Consider the following 16,339-nt stretch of genomic DNA (forward strand, 5'->3'; position numbering starts at 1 on the left):
GCCGACACGCGCCCGCCCTTTCACCTCGCGACACCCCCGTCCGGGGGTAGTGAGATCCGCCCCACGAATTACACGATGTTCCGTAGCGTCCGGCAATGAGTACGGCAGCACGAGCGACGGTACGAGCTTCAGCACAACTAGGGGTGCACATGACGACTGACGGCACGAGCGCCACGGAGCAGTTCCGTACCGCACGGGATTTCCTCCTGCGCAACAGAGAGGACTACGCAGCCGCGTACGAAGGCTTCGCCTGGCCGCGGCCCGAACGGTTCAACTGGGCGCTCGACTGGTTCGACGTCATCGCGGAGAACAACGACCGCACGGCCCTGCACATCGTCGAGGAGGACGGCACGGAGTCGCGCTTCTCCTTCGCGCAGCTGTCCGCACGCTCGAACCGCGTCGCCAACTGGCTGCGCGCGCGGGGCGTCCGCGCCGGTGACCGCATCGTCGTCATGCTCGGCAACCAGGCCGAGCTCTGGGAGATCGCGCTCGCGGCGATGAAGCTGCGCGCCGTCGTCATCCCGGCGACGCCGCTGCTCGGCCCCGTCGACCTGCGCGACCGCATCGACCGCGGCCGCGCCCGGCACGTCGTCGTACGCCCGGAGGACACCGCGAAGTTCGACGACGTACCCGGTGACTACACACGGATCGTCGTCGGCGGGGAGGGAGGGGCAGGGGGCGAGGGGCCGGGCGCGCGCGACGGCTGGGTCGCGTACGCCGGTGTCGACGACGACGCCGCCCACACCACGCCCGCCCCCGACGTCTTCGAGCCCGACGGCATCACCCTCGCCGACGACCCCCTGATGCTCTACTTCACCTCGGGCACCACGGCACAGCCCAAGCTCGTCGAGCACACCCACGTCTCGTACCCCGTGGGCCACCTCGCCACGATGTACTGGATCGGGCTCAAGCCGGGCGACGTCCACCTGAACATCTCCTCGCCCGGCTGGGCCAAGCACGCCTGGTCGAACCTCTTCGCCCCGTGGAACGCCGAGGCGACGGTCTTCATCCACAATTACGCCCGCTTCGACGCCGGACGGCTCATGGCGGAGATGGACCGGGCCGGTGTCACGTCGTTCTGCGCGCCGCCCACCGTGTGGCGCATGCTCATCCAGGCCGACCTGACCCAGCTGCGCACCCCGCCGCGTGAGGTCGTCGCGGCCGGTGAGCCGCTCAACCCCGAGGTCATCGAGCAGGTGCGGCGCGACTGGGGCGTCACCATCCGCGACGGCTTCGGGCAGACCGAGACCGCCGTGCAGGTCGCCAACTCGCCGGGGCAGAAGCTGAAGCCGGGTTCCATGGGCCGACCCACCCCCGGCTTCGCCGTCGAGCTCCTCGACCCGGTGACCGGCGCGCCCGGCGCCGCGGAAGGGGAGATCTCCCTCGACCTCGGTCCGGACCCGGTGGGCCTCATGGCCGGCTACCACGGCGACCCCGAGCGCACCGCGCAGGCGATGGCCGGCGGTTACTACCGCACCGGTGACATCGGCTCGCGCGACGCCGACGGCTACATCACCTACGTCGGGCGCGCCGACGACGTCTTCAAGGCGTCCGACTACAAGATCTCCCCGTTCGAGCTGGAGAGCGCGCTCCTGGAGCACGAGGCGGTCGCCGAGGCCGCGGTGGTGCCCGCGCCCGACGCGGTGCGGCTCGCCGTGCCCAAGGCGTACGTCGTGCTCGCCGAGGGGTTCGAACCCGGGCCGGGAACGGCCAAGTTGCTGTTCGAGCACTCGCGTGCGGTGCTCGCCCCGTACAAGCGCCTGCGCCGCATCGAGTTCGGCGCGCTGCCCAAGACCGTGTCGGGCAAGATCCGCCGGATCGAGCTGCGCGAGGCGACCGCCGCGGGTTCGGACGCGGAGTACCGCGAGGAGGACTTCCGGTGAGCGAGCGGACCAGCGCACTTTCCTACGCCCATGGCACGAGCGGCACGCCGCTCCTCGGCGACACCATCGGGCAGAACCTCGACCGCGCCGTAGCGGCCTGGCCCGACCGGGACGCGCTCGTGGACGTCGCCGCGGGCACGCGGTGGACGTACGCCGAATTCGGCGCCGCTGTACGGCAGTTGGCGCGGGCCTTTCTCGGGGCGGGTGTCGCCAAGGGGGACCGCGTCGGGATCTGGGCGGTGAACTGCGCCGAGTGGGTCCTCGTGCAGTACGCCACCGCCCGTATCGGCGCCATCATGGTGAACATCAACCCGGCGTACCGAGCGCATGAGTTGGAGTACGTGCTCAACCAGTCCGGCGTCTCCGTCCTGGTCGCCACGCAGGCCCACAAGAGCAGCGACTACCGCGCGCTCGTCGACGAGGTGCGGCCCCGCTGCCCCGAACTGCGTGCCGTCCACTACATCGGGGACGGCGAGTCGTGGGGTGCGCTGCTGGCGGCGGCCGACGCGGTGGAGGAGGGGGAACTCGACGCGCGCGAGGCCGAGTTGAGCTGTGACGACCCCGTCAACATCCAGTACACCTCCGGCACCACCGGCTTCGCCAAGGGCGCCACGCTCTCCCACCACAACATCCTCAACAACGGCTACTGGGTGGGGCGTACCGTCGGCTACACCGAGCAGGATCGCGTCTGCCTGCCCGTGCCCTTCTACCACTGCTTCGGCATGGTGATGGGCAACCTCGGCGCCACCTCGCACGGCGCGTGCATCGTCATCCCCGCGCCGTCCTTCGACCCGGTCGCCACGCTGCACGCCGTCGAGCGGGAGCGCTGCACCTCGCTGTACGGCGTGCCGACGATGTTCATCGCCGAGCTGAACCTCGCCGACTTCGCGACGTACGACCTGAGTTCGCTGCGTACCGGGATCATGGCGGGCTCGCCGTGCCCGGTCGAGGTGATGAAGCGCGTGGTCGCCGAGATGCACATGGAGGAGGTCTCCATCTGCTACGGCATGACCGAGACCTCACCCGTCTCCACGCAGACCCGCCGTGACGACGACCTGGAGCGCCGCACGGGTACGGTCGGCCGGGTCCTGCCGCACATCGAGGTCAAGGTCGTCGACCCCGCGACCGGCGTGACGCTGCCGCGCGGCGCCTCCGGCGAGCTGTGCACGCGCGGATACAGCGTGATGCTCGGCTACTGGGACGAGCCGGAGCGGACCGCCGAGGTCATCGACTCCGGGCGCTGGATGCACACGGGGGACCTCGCGGTCATGCGCGAGGACGGCTACGTGCAGATCGTCGGCCGCATCAAGGACATGATCATCAAGGGCGGCGAGAACATCTACCCCCGGGAGATCGAGGAGTTCCTGTACGGCCACCCGAAGGTCGCGGACGTACAGGTGGTGGGCGTCCCCGACGAGCGGTACGGAGAGGTGCCGCTGGCCTGCGTGATCATGCGGGACCCCGACGACGCCCTGACACTGGAGGAGCTCCAGGCCTACTGCAAGGGGCAGTTGGCGCACTACAAGATCCCGGCCGCCCTGCGCATCCTGGAGGCGTTCCCCATGACGGTCTCGGGGAAGGTCCGCAAGATCGAGCTCAGGGAGCGGTACGGGGAGTGAGGTCGCGGCGCATGCAGAGGCGGGGCCAGCGGTCGAGACCGAGCTCCGCCTCGTGCGCGCGGATGGTCCGCAGGGCCGGAGTGAGTTCGGCGTCCGCGAGCGGGCGGAAACCGATGCGGGCGTAATACGGGGCGTTCCACGGCACGTCGGCGAACGTCGTCAGCGTCAGCGCGGTCACGCCCTCCTCGCGGGCACGGTCCGCGGCGTACGGCGCGGGGGTGCACGGTGACCTGCTCGATGTGGAGCGACGGAGCGGATCAGCATGGGGGCGAGTATGCCGCGCTTCAATCCTGTTGTGCGGCAGGGGGCCGACCGGGGATCGTTGGCCGGTCCGTCAAGAGAACCATCGCGTCGATCCGTGAGGTGAGTGTGCGCCTGTCCAAGGCCGGTGACCGTGACGCCGAGAGCGTATCCGCCGCTGCCGCGCGACCGCCCGGCCTCAGTCGGGGCATGGTGTTGCTGCTCGCCGTCACCTGTGGCGTGGCCGTCGGCAATGTCTACTTTCCGCAGGCCGTCAGTCCGCTGGTCGCCGATGGGCTGAACGTCTCGGCCGACACCGCGGCGCTCGTCGTGACCGCCACGCAGTTCGGGTACGCGGGCGGCATCTTCCTCCTCGTACCGCTCGGCGACCGTGTCCCGTACCGGACGCTCATCGTCACGCTCCTCTCCCTCTCCGGCCTCGGTCTCCTCGGCGCGGCCGCGGCGCCCGGGATATCGCCGCTGATCGCCGCGAGCGTCCTCGTCGGCGTGACGACCGTCGTGGCGCAGGTCATCGCGCCGACGGCGGCGGGTCTCGTACCGGAGGAGCGGCGCGGCGCCGTCGCGGGCACGCTCCTGAGCGGGTCGATCGGCGGGATGCTGCTGTCGCGTGTCTTCGGCGGGACGGTGGGGGAGTGGCTGGGCTGGCGTGCCCCGTATTTGCTGACGTCCGTGGTCGCGCTGCTCATCGCGTGCGTACTGGCCCGCGCTGCCCCGCTGGACGGCGCCCTCCCGGCAGCGCTACCCCGCCCTGCTCGCCGCCTCCCTGCGGCTCCTGCGCACCGAGCCCGACCTGCGCCGCTCCGGCTTCTACCAGGCGATGATCTTCGGCGGCTTCTCCGCCCTGTGGACCGGCGTCGCGCTGCTCCTGACCGGGCCCGAGTACGGGCTCGGCGCGTCCGCGGTCGGCGTGCTCGCGCTGGTCAACGCGGCGACGATGCTCTGCATGCCGATCGCGGGGCGGCAGGTGGACCGCCGGGGCTCCGACGCGGTCAATCTCGTCTGCATGGTCGCGGTCCTGGTGGCCGCCGCCGTCCTCTTCGCGGGCGACCTCGGCGGGGCGGCCGGGCTCGCCGCCCTCGCGGTGGGGTCGCTGCTGCTCGACGTCGCGATGCAGTCCGGCACGGTCGCCAATCAGGTACGGATATTCGGGCTCAGCGACGAGGCGCGGGCCCGCCTCAACACGGCGTACATGACCTGCGCGTATCTGGGCGGAAGCGTCGGCTCCTGGCTGTCGGTGCACGCGTACGGAGCCTTCGGCTGGCCGGGCGTGTGCGGCCTGGTCGCCCTCCTGGCGACGCTGGCCCTGCTCCGTCACCTGGCCCACATGCGTGGCGCCGGGTCCCTCACGCGCCCGTAGCCGCCAGTTCGTACGCCGCTCCGTTGACCGGCTGGGGCGTGCCCGTCGCGTCCATCGTGAAGAGGGGCACGCCCAAGGAGTCGGCGCGCGTGCGGGCCCCCGACGTGTATCCGGAGAGGGAGAAGAACGCGCACGCCACGGGGGTGTCGCCCGCCTCCGTCAGCGCGGTCAGCCACAGGCACTCGACGTCCCGCGACGTGGTGGGGCGCAGCGCGGGCTCGACCTGCGCCAGCATGCCGCGCGCGGCGATCCGGGACCCGGAGGGTGGGCGGCGGGCGGCGCTGCGGGTGTCCAGATACCCGAGCCACCGCAGGTAGAGCGCGGCCACGGTGACGGCGTCACGGGCGTCGCGAATCGTGACGGGCCGGAAGGCGGGGCGGGGGCGTGGGGCGGTGCGCGGCAGGGGGATGTGGGAGGGGTGCCCGGGCGGCACCCCACTCCTCGCGGCGTCGCCGGCCCCGCCCTCTCGCCCGCCCCCCTCGTCCGCCGTTGCCTCCGCCCCGGCGCCGACCACCGGTACCCCCAGCACCGTCCCGCACGAGCAGTCCAGCTCCGGCCGGGGCCAGTGCCCCTCGTGCCCGCACGCCGCACAGCGTGCCGTGATCCATGCCTCCGCCCAGGTGCGGTCCGTGACCGGCTCAGGAGTCGCGTCCCGGCACACCGCCGGGGCCACGGGGGCGCCGCACGCGCAGGGATAGGACGGCGGGGCGTACGCATGCTCGCGCCCGCACTTCGGGCACCGAATCGACACTGTCGGGCCCATCGGTACGCCGCTCTCCGTCACCGCAACCGTCACCCCCCCTCGGCCGCTCCCCATCCTCCACCCAAGCGTTGCCGGGCGGCTGCCAGTTGAGGGATCTCTCTTGACGCTGTCCGGCGCACCCGCTTACATTGCTTCCATATAGCAGAACTAAATTTCCACAATGCGGAAACAGAAGCTCACCGCGGGGCGCGACGGGAGCCGGATCCGCCAGCCGAGAAGCTGTCGAAGCAGGAGAACCCCATGGCTCGTATGACCGCTGCCCGCGCGGCAGTTGAGATCCTCAAGCGCGAAGGTGTCGTCAACGCGTTCGGTGTGCCGGGCGCCGCGATCAACCCCTTCTACAAGGCGCTCAAGGAGGGCGGTGGCATCGACCACACCCTCGCCCGCCACGTCGAGGGCGCCTCGCACATGGCCGAGGGCTACACCCGGACCAACCCGGGCAACATCGGTGTCTGCATCGGTACGTCGGGGCCCGCGGGCACCGACATGATCACCGGCCTGTACTCCGCGACCGGCGACTCGATCCCGATCCTCTGCATCACGGGCCAGGCGCCGACGCACCTGCTCCACAAGGAGGACTTCCAGGCCGTCGACATCGCGACGATCGCCAAGCCGGTGACCAAGATGGCCGTCACCGTCCTGGAGGCCGCGCAGGTGCCCGGCATCTTCCAGCAGGCGTTCCACCTGATGCGCTCCGGCCGTCCGGGCCCGGTCCTCATCGACCTGCCGATCGACGTCCAGCAGACGGAGATCGAGTTCGACCCGGAGACGTACGAGCCGCTGCCGGTCTACAAGCCGTCCGCGACCCGCGCCCAGATCGAGAAGGCGATCACCTTCCTGGTCGAGTCCGAGCGCCCGCTGATCGTCGCGGGCGGCGGCATCATCAACGCCGACGCCTCCGACCTGCTGGTCGAGTTCGCGGAGATCACCAACACGCCGGTCGTGCCGACGCTGATGGGCTGGGGCACGATCCCCGACGACCACGACCTGAACGCGGGCATGGTCGGCCAGCAGACCGGCCACCGCTACGGCAACGCGACGTTCCTGGAGTCGGACTTCGTCCTCGGCATCGGCAACCGCTGGGCCAACCGTCACACCGGCTACAACCTCGACGTGTACACCAAGGGCCGCAAGTTCGTGCACGTCGACATCGAGCCGACGCAGCTGGGCAAGATCTTCGCCCCGGACTACGGGATCGCGTCGGACGCCAAGGTCGCGCTGGAGCTGTTCGTCGAGGTGGCGAAGGAGCTCAAGGCCGCGGGCAAGCTGCCGGACCGCTCCGCGTGGGTCGCCTCCCACCTGGAGCGCAAGGAGACGCTGCAGCGCCGTACGCACTTCGACGACATCCCCATGAAGCCGCAGCGCGTCTACGAGGAGATGAACAAGGCCTTCGGCAAGGACACGCGCTACGTCACGACGATCGGCCTCTCGCAGATCGCCGGCGCGCAGATGCTGCACGTCTACAAGCCGCGCCACTGGATCAACTGCGGCCAGGCGGGCCCGCTCGGCTGGACCATCCCGGCCGCGCTCGGCGTCGCGAAGGCCGACCCGGACACGCAGGTCGTCGCCCTCTCCGGTGACTACGACTTCCAGTTCATGATCGAGGAGCTGGCGGTCGGCGCGCAGCACCGCATCCCGTACGTCCACGTCCTGGTCAACAACGCCTACCTGGGCCTGATCCGTCAGGCGCAGATCGGCCTGGACATCAACTTCCAGGTCAACCTGGAGTTCGAGAACCAGAACAGCCCCGAGCTCGGCGTGTACGGCGTCGACCACGTCAAGGTCGCCGAGGGCCTCGGCTGCAAGGCGATCCGCGTGACCGACCCGAACGAGCTGGGCACGGCCCTGGAGCAGGCCAAGAAGCTGGCCCAGGAGTACCGGGTCCCGGTCGTCGTCGAGGCGATCCTGGAGCGCATCACGAACATCTCGATGAGCCCGACGGCCGACATCAGCGCCGTCAAGGAGTTCGAGGAGCTCGCGACGGAGCCGGCCCACGCGCCGACGGCGATCCGCCCGCTGAAGGTCTGACGGTCACCACAGCGCTCTGAGGGGCGGTCCACCCGTGGGGGGTGGGCCGCCCCTTCTGTGTGCTCGGTGCGCGTACGTGCGACATCTCAGGACGGCCCGGAGTGGCCCCGGGGAGGCGCGCGGAAGTGCCGGCGGTACTCCTCCACCCGGCGCGCCCGCGACAGCGCCACAGGCGCCCGGTGCGCGCGTGACAGAGCCGCGTGGCAGAGCCGCGGGGCAGAGACATGTGTCAGCAGAGGGACCGCGCGCACACGAAAGAGCGGCGAGTACGGGGACCGTCCCGTGCTCGCCGCTCTGGCTGAAGTGCCCCGCAGGGCTGTGGAGTTGTAGCCGTCCGACCGCGCGCGACTGGCGGAACATGCATACGCGCTGCCGGACGGAGTCTGTGGGCCCCCTGGGAGGGGGCGTCGGCGGGGACCGCGGCGGCTGCGATGGACCGGGGGTTCCCCTCCCTCAGGTCGAGAAGGGAACCCGTCGGACCTTTACCACCGCACTGGCTCGCAGAGCCGCCGCGGACCCGTGCCTGTCCGCCGGAGCGGACTGCCCGCGGTGCGCACGGGACCACCCCTCATCCGGGTCCGTGGCGGTGCGGGCTCAGCGCCGGCGGGTCGACCTCCCGTCAACCCGCCGGCGCAGCCTGGGTGTTGCAGCAGAACTCGCTCAGTCCTCGCGCAGGGCGCGGACCGCCTCCTCGACGCGCTTGCCGTAGTCGGCGTCGGCGGCGTGGAAGTGGGCGAGGTTCTTCTCGATGACGTCGTCGCGGGAGACCTGCGAGAGGCCGCCGGCGATGTTCGCCACCAGACGGGACTTCTCGTCCTCGGACATCAGGCGGTAGAGCTCACCGGCCTGGAAGAAGTCGTCGTCCTTGGTGTGGGTCGCGGCCTCGTGCGTGCCGGTGTAGCCCGCGATCGCGAGCGGCGCCGACAGCGGCTGACCCGTCTCGACGGGACCGTCGTACGAGTTGGGCTCGTAGTTCTTGCGGTCGCGGCCGTAGGCGTTGGACGCCATCAGGCCGTCGCGGCCGTAGTTGTCGGCCTTCGTCGCCTTGGGCGCGTTCACCGCGAGCTGCGTGTGGTTGACGCCCAGGCGGTAGCGGTGCGCGTCCGCGTACGCGAACAGGCGGCCCTGGAGCATCTTGTCGGGGGAGGGGCCGATGCCCGGCACGAAGTTGTTCGGGGAGAAGGCGGCCTGCTCCACCTCGGCGAACACGTTGTCGGGGTTGCGGTCCAGGACCAGGCGGCCCACACGCTGCAGCGGGTAGTCCTTGTGCGGCCACACCTTGGTGAGGTCGAACGGGTTGAAGCGGTAGTCGGCCGCCTCCGCCGCGGGCATGATCTGCACGTGCAGCGTCCAGGACGGGTTCACACCGCGCTCGATGGCCTGCAGCAGGTCCGTCTGGTGCGAGTTGGGGTCCTTGCCCGCGGTCTCGGCGCCCTGCTCGGCGGAGAGGCAGCGGATGCCCTGGTTCGTCTTGAAGTGGTACTTGACGAAGAAGGCCTCGCCCTTGGCGTTCGTCCACTGGTAGGTGTGCGAGCCGTAGCCGTTCATGTGACGGTACGAGGCGGGGATGCCGCGGTCGCCCATGAGCCAGGTGATCTGGTGCGTCGCCTCGGGGGCGTGCGCCCAGAAGTCCCAGACGTTGTCCGGCTCCTGCTTGCCCGTGAACGGGTCACGCTTCTGGGAGTGGATGAAGTCGGGGAACTTCAGCGGGTCCTTGATGAAGAAGACCGGCGTGTTGTTGCCGACGAGGTCGTAGTTGCCCTCTTCGGTGTAGAACTTCAGCGCGAAGCCACGGGGGTCACGGACGGCGTCCGCGCCACCCAGGTTGTCCGCCACGGTCGAGAAGCGCAGGAAGACCTCCGTGCGCTTGCCGATCTCGCTGAGGAAGTCGGCGTGGGTGAAACCGGTGACGTCGTCGGTCACCTCGAAGTAGCCGTACGCACCGGAGCCGCGGGCGTGCACGACACGCTCCGGGATGCGCTCACGGTTGAAGCGGGCGAGCTTCTCCAGCAGGTGCTGGTCCTGCAGGAGGATCGGGCCACCGACGCCGGCGGTGGCGGAGTTCTGGTTGTCGGCGACGGGGGCGCCGGACTCGGTCGTAAGCACGCGCTTCGACATCGTGACCTTCCGTGCTGTGACTGCTGAGGTGTTCGGAGCGTAAGGACCCCTGAACTGCTACGTCAACAGTTTGTTGAAGTTGATGATGGAGTTCCGGGCCGCGGCGACGCCTGGGCGCGACAGGACAGGTGTCAGCGCCGCCACGGCCCGGAAGTTGGAGGGGAGCTCTCTCCGGCGGTGCGGTTAGAGCTCGGCGCCCGAGAGGCGCTCGACGGCGCGCAGCAGGGCGGAGTGGTCGAGGCCGCCGTCACCCTGCGTGCGCAGCGAGGCGACGAGCTGGGCGACGACCGCGCCGACGGGCAGGGCCGCACCGACATTGCGGGCGGCGTCGGTGACGATGCCCATGTCCTTGTGGTGCAGGTCGATCCGGAAGCCGGGCTTGAAGTCCCGGTTCAGGAAGTTGTCCTTCTTGCGGGTCAGCACGGTCGAGCCCGCAAGCCCCCCGTTCAGGACGTCGAGCGCGGCCTTCAGGTCCACACCGGACTTCTCCAGGAAGACCACGGCCTCGGCGCACGCCTGGATGTTGACGGCGACGATGAGCTGGTTGGCGGCCTTCACGGTCTGGCCCGAGCCGTGCGGACCGCACAGCACGATGGTCTTGCCCAGGGCCTCGAGGAGCGGCTTGGCCTCGTCGAAGTCGGCCTGCTCGCCGCCGACCATGATGGAGAGCACGGCCTCGATCGCACCGGCCTCGCCACCGGAGACGGGGGCGTCCAGGACGCGCAGGCCCTTCTCCTTGGCAGCCTTGGCCAGGTCCACGGAGGTCTGCGGGGTGATCGACGACATGTCGACGATCAGCGCGCCCGACTTCGCGTTCTCCAGGATGCCGTCAGGACCGTACGCGATGGCCTCGACCTGCGGGGAGGCGGGCACCATCGTCACGACGACGTCGGCGTCCTTGACGGCCTCCGCGATGGACTTGGCGGCGGTGCCGCCGGCGGCGGCGAGGCGGTCCAGCTTGTCCTGCTCGAGGGTGAAGCCGGTGACGGAGTAACCCGCCTTGATCAGGTTCTCGGACATGGGCGAGCCCATGATGCCGAGGCCGATCCACGCGATCTTGGGAAGGTTGCTCATGAGGGTGTCTCTCCTACTGCTCTCAAGCGGTCGTACGTCGATGAGGGAGCGCGTCGATGAGGGGAGCGCTCAGCGCGCGGCGCGGGCCTCGGCGGGCAGCCAGCCGAAGGCCTCGGCGCTCGGGGCGTCGCCCGGCTTGTACTCCAGGCCGACCCAGCCCTCGTAACCCGCCTTCTTGAGCTGGTCGAGAAGGGCTTCGAGGGGGAGCGAGCCGGTGCCGGGGGCGCCGCGCCCGGGGTTGTCCGCGATCTGCACGTGGCCGGTCTTCGACACGTACTGCTCGATGACCGACGGCAGGTCCTCGCCGTTCATGGACAGGTGGTACAGGTCCATGAGGAACTTCGCGTTGCCGAGCCCCGTGGCCGCGTTCACCTTGTCCACGATCTCGATCGCCTTGGGGGCGCTCACGATCGGGCAGAGCGGCGACTCCGGCTTGTTGAGCGCCTCGATCAGGAGGATCGCGCCGACGCGGTCGGCCTCACGGGCCGCGAGCACCAGGTTCTCCAGGGCGAGCTCGTCCTGGACGGCCGGGTCCACACCGTCGACGCGGTTGCCGTACAGCGCGTTCAGTGCCGTGCAGCCGAGCGACTTCGCGAAGTCCGCCGCCACCGCGAGGTTGGCGCGGAACTTCTCGCTCTCCTCGCCGGGGATCGACAGGGCGCCGCGGTCCGGGCCCGGCAGCTGACCGGCGTAGAAGTTCAGGCCCACCAGCCGCACGCCCGCGTCCTCGATCGCCTTCTTCAGGGCGTCGAGCTCGGACTGCTCGGGGGTGGGGGCGTCGACCCAGGGCCACCACAGCTCGACCGCGCCGAAGCCCGCCTTCGCGGCGGCCGCGGGGCGCTCCAGGAGCGGGAGCTCGGTGAAGAGGATCGACAGGTTCACATTGAAGCGCTGGTCGGAGTATCCCATGGGGCTTCCGCGCTCCTTCCGTATTGCGGAAGTTCATTTCTGTCTGGTGGAAGACTGCCTCCGATCTGCGGAAGCTGTCAAGAGGGGGCTGCCGAAAATTCCGACGGCGGCACTAGGTTGTGGAGCGTGCGATTGAGAGTGGAGTTCACGACCGAACCCTTCGATCTCGACGAGGCCCCCGCCCATGCGGTGGTGGCCCGTGAGGTCATTCAGGGGGCCCCGCTGGACACCGTGGACGTAGGCCCGTTCGGCAATACGGCCGAGGGTGACGTCGACGCGGTGCTGAATGCCGTCGACGCGATGCTGCGCCGGTCCCTGGGGGCGGGCGCCACCCGCGTCTCGCTCCAGGTCAACGTGATCGGCGAGCCGGAAGAGCCGGCGGACCCGGGGGAGGCGGATAAGTGACCGGCTTCGGGGACGACCCCTTCGTCACCGCGGTGAAACCGCTGGTGGACGCCATGGGCGGCGAGATGGTGCCGCCCGACCAGGCGGGGACCGACGACGTCGTGCTCGCCTGGGAGGGCGAGGACGTGGTGGCCGTACGGCTGCCGCAGCTCGCCGACTCGCTGGACCACATTCTGCTCGCCCTGGAGCGGAAGCAGGGCCGGCCCCTGTCCGAGCTGGACCGCAAGGCGAAACAGGAGGTCGTACGGATACTGGAGGCGCGCGGCGCCTTCTCCGTCCGGCACGGCGTCGAGACGGTGGCGGGCGCGCTCGGCGTCAGCCGTTTCACCGTTTACAACTACCTGAACAGGGAGAACGCCGCGAAAGGCGAGTGAACTCCCTCACGGTACGCAGTCGAGCCGTCACCCGTTCCGCGGGTGGCGGTTTCTTTGTTCAAGTTATTTCAACAAAGTGTTGACGCTGCGTTGTTCAAGGTCTTAGCTGTTCCGCAGCCCGTCCAGCACAAGGCCACGGAGGCTCCCCGTGACTTCGAGTACGACACCGGGTCTCACCCGGTTCAACGCCTTGGAAGAGGCCGCGGCCACCGCCGCCCTCCACGAGGCCTGCGCCTCTTCGGCCTGGGGAAGCAAGCTGCTTGCCCAGCGCCCCTACGCCACCGCCGAAGACCTCTTCGCCGCCAGCGACGCCGCCATGGCCGAGCTCACCGCGGACGACCTGGCCGAGGCGATGGCGGGGCACCCGCCGATCGGGCGCCCGAAGCCCGGGGACCCGACCTCGTCCCGCGAACAGCGGGGCATGGCGGGCGCCTCCGAGGAACTCAAGACCGAAATGCTCGAACTGAACCTGGCCTACCAGGAGAAGTTCGGTCACGTCTTCCTGATCTGCGCCACCGGACGCACCGGTGAGCAGATGCGGGACGCGGTCAAGGAACGGATCGGCAACTCGCCCGAACAGGAGCGGGAGATCGTCCGCGCCGAACTGGGCAAGATCAACCGCATCCGCCTGACCCGCCTCCTGGAGGAGCAGACCGCATGAGCACGGAAACCACCGCTTCGGTGTCCACGCACATCCTGGACACCAGCGTCGGCCGCCCCGCCGAGGGCGTCGCCATCTCCCTGTCCGCCCGCAGTGGTGCGGGGGATGAGTGGAAGGCGCTCGGCGGCAGCGCGACCGACGCGGACGGGCGCTGCAAGGACCTGCCGGCCCTGCCGGAAGGCACCAGCCATGTACGTCTCGACTTCGAGACCGAGGCGTACTTCCTGAGCAAGAACAACCAGCAAGCCGAGGCGCAGCAGGACGCCCCCGCGAATCGGGACAGCGGTGCGACCGGAGCGTTCTTCCCGGAGGTGGCGATCACGTTCGCCGTCACGCCGGGCGAGCACTACCACGTACCGCTGCTGCTCAACCCGTTCGGCTACTCCGTTTACCGAGGGAGCTAGCAGACATGCCCACCATTCTGGGACAGAACCAGTACGGCAAGGCTGAGAACCGGGTCGTAAAGATCACGCGGGACGGCGACACCCATCACATCAAGGACCTGAACGTCTCCGTCGCCCTCTCCGGCGACCTGGACGACGTCCACTACAACGGCTCGAACGCCAACTGCCTGCCGACGGACACGACGAAGAACACCTGCTTCGCGTTCGCCAAGGAGTACGGCATCGAGTCCGCCGAGCAGTACGGCATCCACCTCGCCCGGCACTTCGTGGACAGCCAGCCCTCGATCCACCGCGCGCGCATCCGGATCGAGGAGTACTCCTGGGAGCGCATCGGCGGCTCCGACAGCAACGCCAAGTTCATCGGCGCCGACGAGGTCAACCACTCCTTCGTCCGCAAGGGCCAGGAGACGCGGCTCGCCCAGATCACCTACGACGGCGAGAACTTCGAGGTCCTCTCGGGTCTGAAGGACCTGACCGTGATGAACTCCACGAACTCCGAGTTCTGGGGCTTCATCAAGGACAAGTACACGACCCTCCAGGAAGACTACGACCGCATCCTCGCCACCTCCCTGTCCACCTGGTGGCGGCACAACTGGACCAACGACGAGCAGCGCATGCCGAGTTGGGAGCGGTCGTACGAGCAGGCGAAGAAGCACATCCTGCACGCCTTCGTGGAGACCTACTCCCTCTCCCTGCAGCAGACGCTGTACCAGATGGGCTCGCGGGTCATCAACAACCGCAGCGAGATCGACGAGATCCGCTTCTCCGCGCCCAACAAGCACCACTTCCGTCAGGACCTCTCGCCCTTCGGCCTCGACAACGAAGCCAAGGACGGAGCCGTCTACTACGCCGCCGACCGCCCGTACGGCCTCATCGAGGCCACGATCCTGCGGGACGGCGTCGAGCCGAAGATCCCGGTCGACATGACCAACCTCTGACGCGGGATGCGCGCCCCCGTCCCGCCCGCAGTGGGCGGGGGCGCGCCACACCGGAGGGAACATCCGCAATGGCACAGCCTGCACAGGGGCCGGCAGCAGCCGAAGGCCCGTGTTCCACCCCACCGGACACAGCTGACAGCGCGGCAACTCCCGACTGTCATCCGGTGGACGAGAAGCTCCACCCCTCGCGGCTCGTCCCCGCCGCGCTCCAGCACATCGCCGCCATGTACGCGGGCGTGGTCACCCCTCCGCTCATCATCGGCCAGGCCTGCGGTCTCGACACCGTGGCCCAGACCCGGCTCATCGCCGCCGGGCTCCTGATCGCCGGTCTCGCCACCATCCTGCAGACCCTCGGCGTCAAAGGCTTCGTGGGCAACCGCCTGCCGTTCGTGAACGCCGCCTCCTCGGCCGGTATCGCACCCATCCTCGCGATCGCCGAGACCAACGCCAAGGGCGACCAACTCCCCGCGATCTACGGCGCGGTGATGGTCGCGGGCGTCTTCTGCCTCGCCGTCGGACCCTTCTTCGGCAAGCTGCTCCGCTTCTTCCCGCCGCTCGTCACCGGCGTCGTCATCACCCTCATCGGCGTCACGCTGATGCCCGTGCCCGTGAAGTGGGCGCAGGGCGGCGACGACACCGACCCGACGTTCGGCGACATGAAGTACCTGGCGCTCGCCGCCTTCACGCTCGTCGTGATCCTGCTCTTCCAGCGGTTCGGACGCGGCTTCCTCAAGCAAGTCGCCCTGCTGGCAGGCATGTTCATCGGCACGCTCGCCGCGATCCCGTTCGGCATGGCCGACTTCACGTCGGTGCAGACGGCCCCGCTCGCCGCCCTGCCCACGCCGTTCGCCTCCGGTGCCCCCGTCTTCCAGCCCGCCGCGATCCTGTCGCTCTGCATCGTCATGCTGGTCCTGATGACCGAGTCCGCGGCCGGCATGCTCGCCCTCGGCGAGATCTGCGAGCGCAAGACCGACGGGAAGACCATCACCCGCGGCCTGCGCACCGACGGCATCGCCACCCTGGTGGGCCCCGTCTTCGGCGGCTTCCCCACCTCGGCCTTCGCGCAGAACGTCGGCGTGGTCTCACTGACCCGCGTACGCAGCCGCTACGTCGTCGCGGTCGCGGGCGGCGCGCTCATCGTGCTCGGCGCCTTCCCGGTGCTCGGCGCCGTCGTGAACGTCGTCCCGATGCCGGTCCTCGGCGGTGCGGGCATCGTCCTCTTCGGCTCCATCGCGGTCAGCGGCATCCGTACGCTCTCCGAGGCGGGTCTCGACGACAGCTCCAACATCATCCTGGTGGCCGTGGCGCTCGGTGCGGGCATCATCCCGCTCGCCGCCCCCACCTTCTACGCGGAGTTCCCCGCCTGGGCGCAGACCGTGCTCGGCTCCGGCATCAGCGCCGGCGCGCTCGTCGCGGTCACGCTCAACCTGTTCTTTCACCATCTCGGCACCCGTGGCTCCACCGCCGCGGCACTCAAATCTTCCTAGGGTCATGCCGTGCCCTCCCCCAAGCTCTTAAGGAGCAGGGGGGACCCCCATTGCCACA

General features: G+C 69.6%; 15 protein-coding genes and 1 pseudogene. 11 read left to right on the forward strand and 5 right to left on the reverse strand.

What is annotated here, in order from left to right:
* Positions 1-149: 149 nt before the first annotated feature.
* Both DEJ49_RS29495 and DEJ49_RS29500 read left to right on the forward strand, forming a co-directional pair.
* Positions 150-1,883 carry an AMP-binding protein gene (locus DEJ49_RS29495; RefSeq protein WP_150186916.1) on the forward strand — a complete coding sequence of 578 codons (1,734 nt, stop codon included), beginning with the start codon at positions 150-152 and terminating at the stop codon, positions 1,881-1,883.
* Positions 1,880-3,502, forward strand: a complete 1,623-nt coding sequence (locus DEJ49_RS29500) for an AMP-binding protein (protein WP_150186917.1) — start codon at positions 1,880-1,882, stop codon at positions 3,500-3,502. Before DEJ49_RS29495 ends, DEJ49_RS29500 begins: the two co-directional genes overlap by 4 nt.
* Here DEJ49_RS29500 and DEJ49_RS29505 read toward each other — a convergent pair.
* Positions 3,480-3,680 carry a hypothetical protein gene (locus tag DEJ49_RS29505; protein WP_411757210.1) on the reverse strand — a complete coding sequence of 67 codons (201 nt, stop codon included), beginning with the start codon at positions 3,678-3,680 and terminating at the stop codon, positions 3,480-3,482. The two genes, DEJ49_RS29500 and DEJ49_RS29505, sit on opposite strands and share 23 nt — an antisense overlap.
* A gap of 272 nt (positions 3,681-3,952) precedes the next feature.
* On the opposite strand from DEJ49_RS29505, the pseudogene DEJ49_RS36895 reads away from it, so the two are divergent.
* Positions 3,953-4,447 (forward strand): annotated as a pseudogene (locus DEJ49_RS36895) (MFS transporter); the annotation flags it as partial.
* Between the two features lie 133 nt (positions 4,448-4,580).
* Positions 4,581-5,120: a hypothetical protein gene (locus tag DEJ49_RS36900; RefSeq protein ID WP_223833038.1), complete on the forward strand. Its 540-nt coding sequence runs from the start codon at positions 4,581-4,583 to the stop codon at positions 5,118-5,120.
* Here the strand turns inward: DEJ49_RS36900 and DEJ49_RS36905 are convergent.
* Positions 5,107-5,553 (reverse strand): hypothetical protein, encoded by a 447-nt coding sequence (locus DEJ49_RS36905; RefSeq protein WP_317850473.1) that lies wholly within the window; start codon positions 5,551-5,553, stop codon positions 5,107-5,109. The genes DEJ49_RS36900 and DEJ49_RS36905 overlap by 14 nt on opposite strands.
* A 570-nt stretch (positions 5,554-6,123) precedes the next feature.
* On the opposite strand from DEJ49_RS36905, the gene gcl reads away from it, so the two are divergent.
* Positions 6,124-7,911, forward strand: a complete 1,788-nt coding sequence (gcl, locus tag DEJ49_RS29520) for a glyoxylate carboligase (protein ID WP_150186919.1) — start codon at positions 6,124-6,126, stop codon at positions 7,909-7,911.
* A 660-nt stretch (positions 7,912-8,571) separates the two neighbouring features.
* Here gcl and DEJ49_RS29525 read toward each other — a convergent pair.
* From DEJ49_RS29525 to DEJ49_RS29535, 3 genes are all read right to left on the reverse strand, one after another.
* Positions 8,572-10,029 (reverse strand): catalase, encoded by a 1,458-nt coding sequence (locus DEJ49_RS29525; protein WP_150186920.1) that lies wholly within the window; start codon positions 10,027-10,029, stop codon positions 8,572-8,574.
* Positions 10,030-10,212: 183 nt separating this feature from the next.
* The gene (locus tag DEJ49_RS29530; protein ID WP_150186921.1) at positions 10,213-11,103 is read right to left on the reverse strand and encodes a 2-hydroxy-3-oxopropionate reductase; all 891 of its coding nucleotides are present in this window, start codon (positions 11,101-11,103) and stop codon (positions 10,213-10,215) included.
* Positions 11,104-11,172: 69 nt separating this feature from the next.
* Positions 11,173-12,012: a TIM barrel protein gene (locus tag DEJ49_RS29535; RefSeq protein WP_150186922.1), complete on the reverse strand. Its 840-nt coding sequence runs from the start codon at positions 12,010-12,012 to the stop codon at positions 11,173-11,175.
* A 126-nt stretch (positions 12,013-12,138) separates the two neighbouring features.
* Here DEJ49_RS29535 and DEJ49_RS29540 point away from each other — a divergent pair, with 126 nt between their 5' ends.
* From DEJ49_RS29540 to DEJ49_RS29565, 6 genes are all read left to right on the forward strand, one after another.
* Positions 12,139-12,417 carry a thiamine-binding protein gene (locus DEJ49_RS29540; RefSeq protein WP_150186923.1) on the forward strand — a complete coding sequence of 93 codons (279 nt, stop codon included), beginning with the start codon at positions 12,139-12,141 and terminating at the stop codon, positions 12,415-12,417.
* Positions 12,414-12,791, forward strand: a complete 378-nt coding sequence (locus DEJ49_RS29545) for a helix-turn-helix domain-containing protein (RefSeq protein ID WP_150186924.1) — start codon at positions 12,414-12,416, stop codon at positions 12,789-12,791. Before DEJ49_RS29540 ends, DEJ49_RS29545 begins: the two co-directional genes overlap by 4 nt.
* 148 nt (positions 12,792-12,939) lie before the next feature.
* Positions 12,940-13,452, forward strand: coding sequence for a 2-oxo-4-hydroxy-4-carboxy-5-ureidoimidazoline decarboxylase (gene uraD, locus DEJ49_RS29550; RefSeq protein WP_150173745.1), 513 nt, complete (start codon positions 12,940-12,942; stop codon positions 13,450-13,452).
* Positions 13,449-13,856: a hydroxyisourate hydrolase gene (gene uraH / locus DEJ49_RS29555; protein ID WP_150186925.1), complete on the forward strand. Its 408-nt coding sequence runs from the start codon at positions 13,449-13,451 to the stop codon at positions 13,854-13,856. Before uraD ends, uraH begins: the two co-directional genes overlap by 4 nt.
* A 5-nt stretch (positions 13,857-13,861) precedes the next feature.
* The gene (pucL, locus tag DEJ49_RS29560) at positions 13,862-14,794 is read left to right on the forward strand and encodes a factor-independent urate hydroxylase (RefSeq protein ID WP_150186926.1); all 933 of its coding nucleotides are present in this window, start codon (positions 13,862-13,864) and stop codon (positions 14,792-14,794) included.
* 68 nt (positions 14,795-14,862) lie between these two features.
* Positions 14,863-16,281, forward strand: coding sequence for a nucleobase:cation symporter-2 family protein (locus DEJ49_RS29565; RefSeq protein WP_150186927.1), 1,419 nt, complete (start codon positions 14,863-14,865; stop codon positions 16,279-16,281).
* The last annotated feature ends 58 nt before the right edge of the window (positions 16,282-16,339 follow it).

This window comes from Streptomyces venezuelae, assembly GCF_008642335.1.
GTDB classification, from domain to species: domain Bacteria; phylum Actinomycetota; class Actinomycetes; order Streptomycetales; family Streptomycetaceae; genus Streptomyces; species Streptomyces venezuelae_F.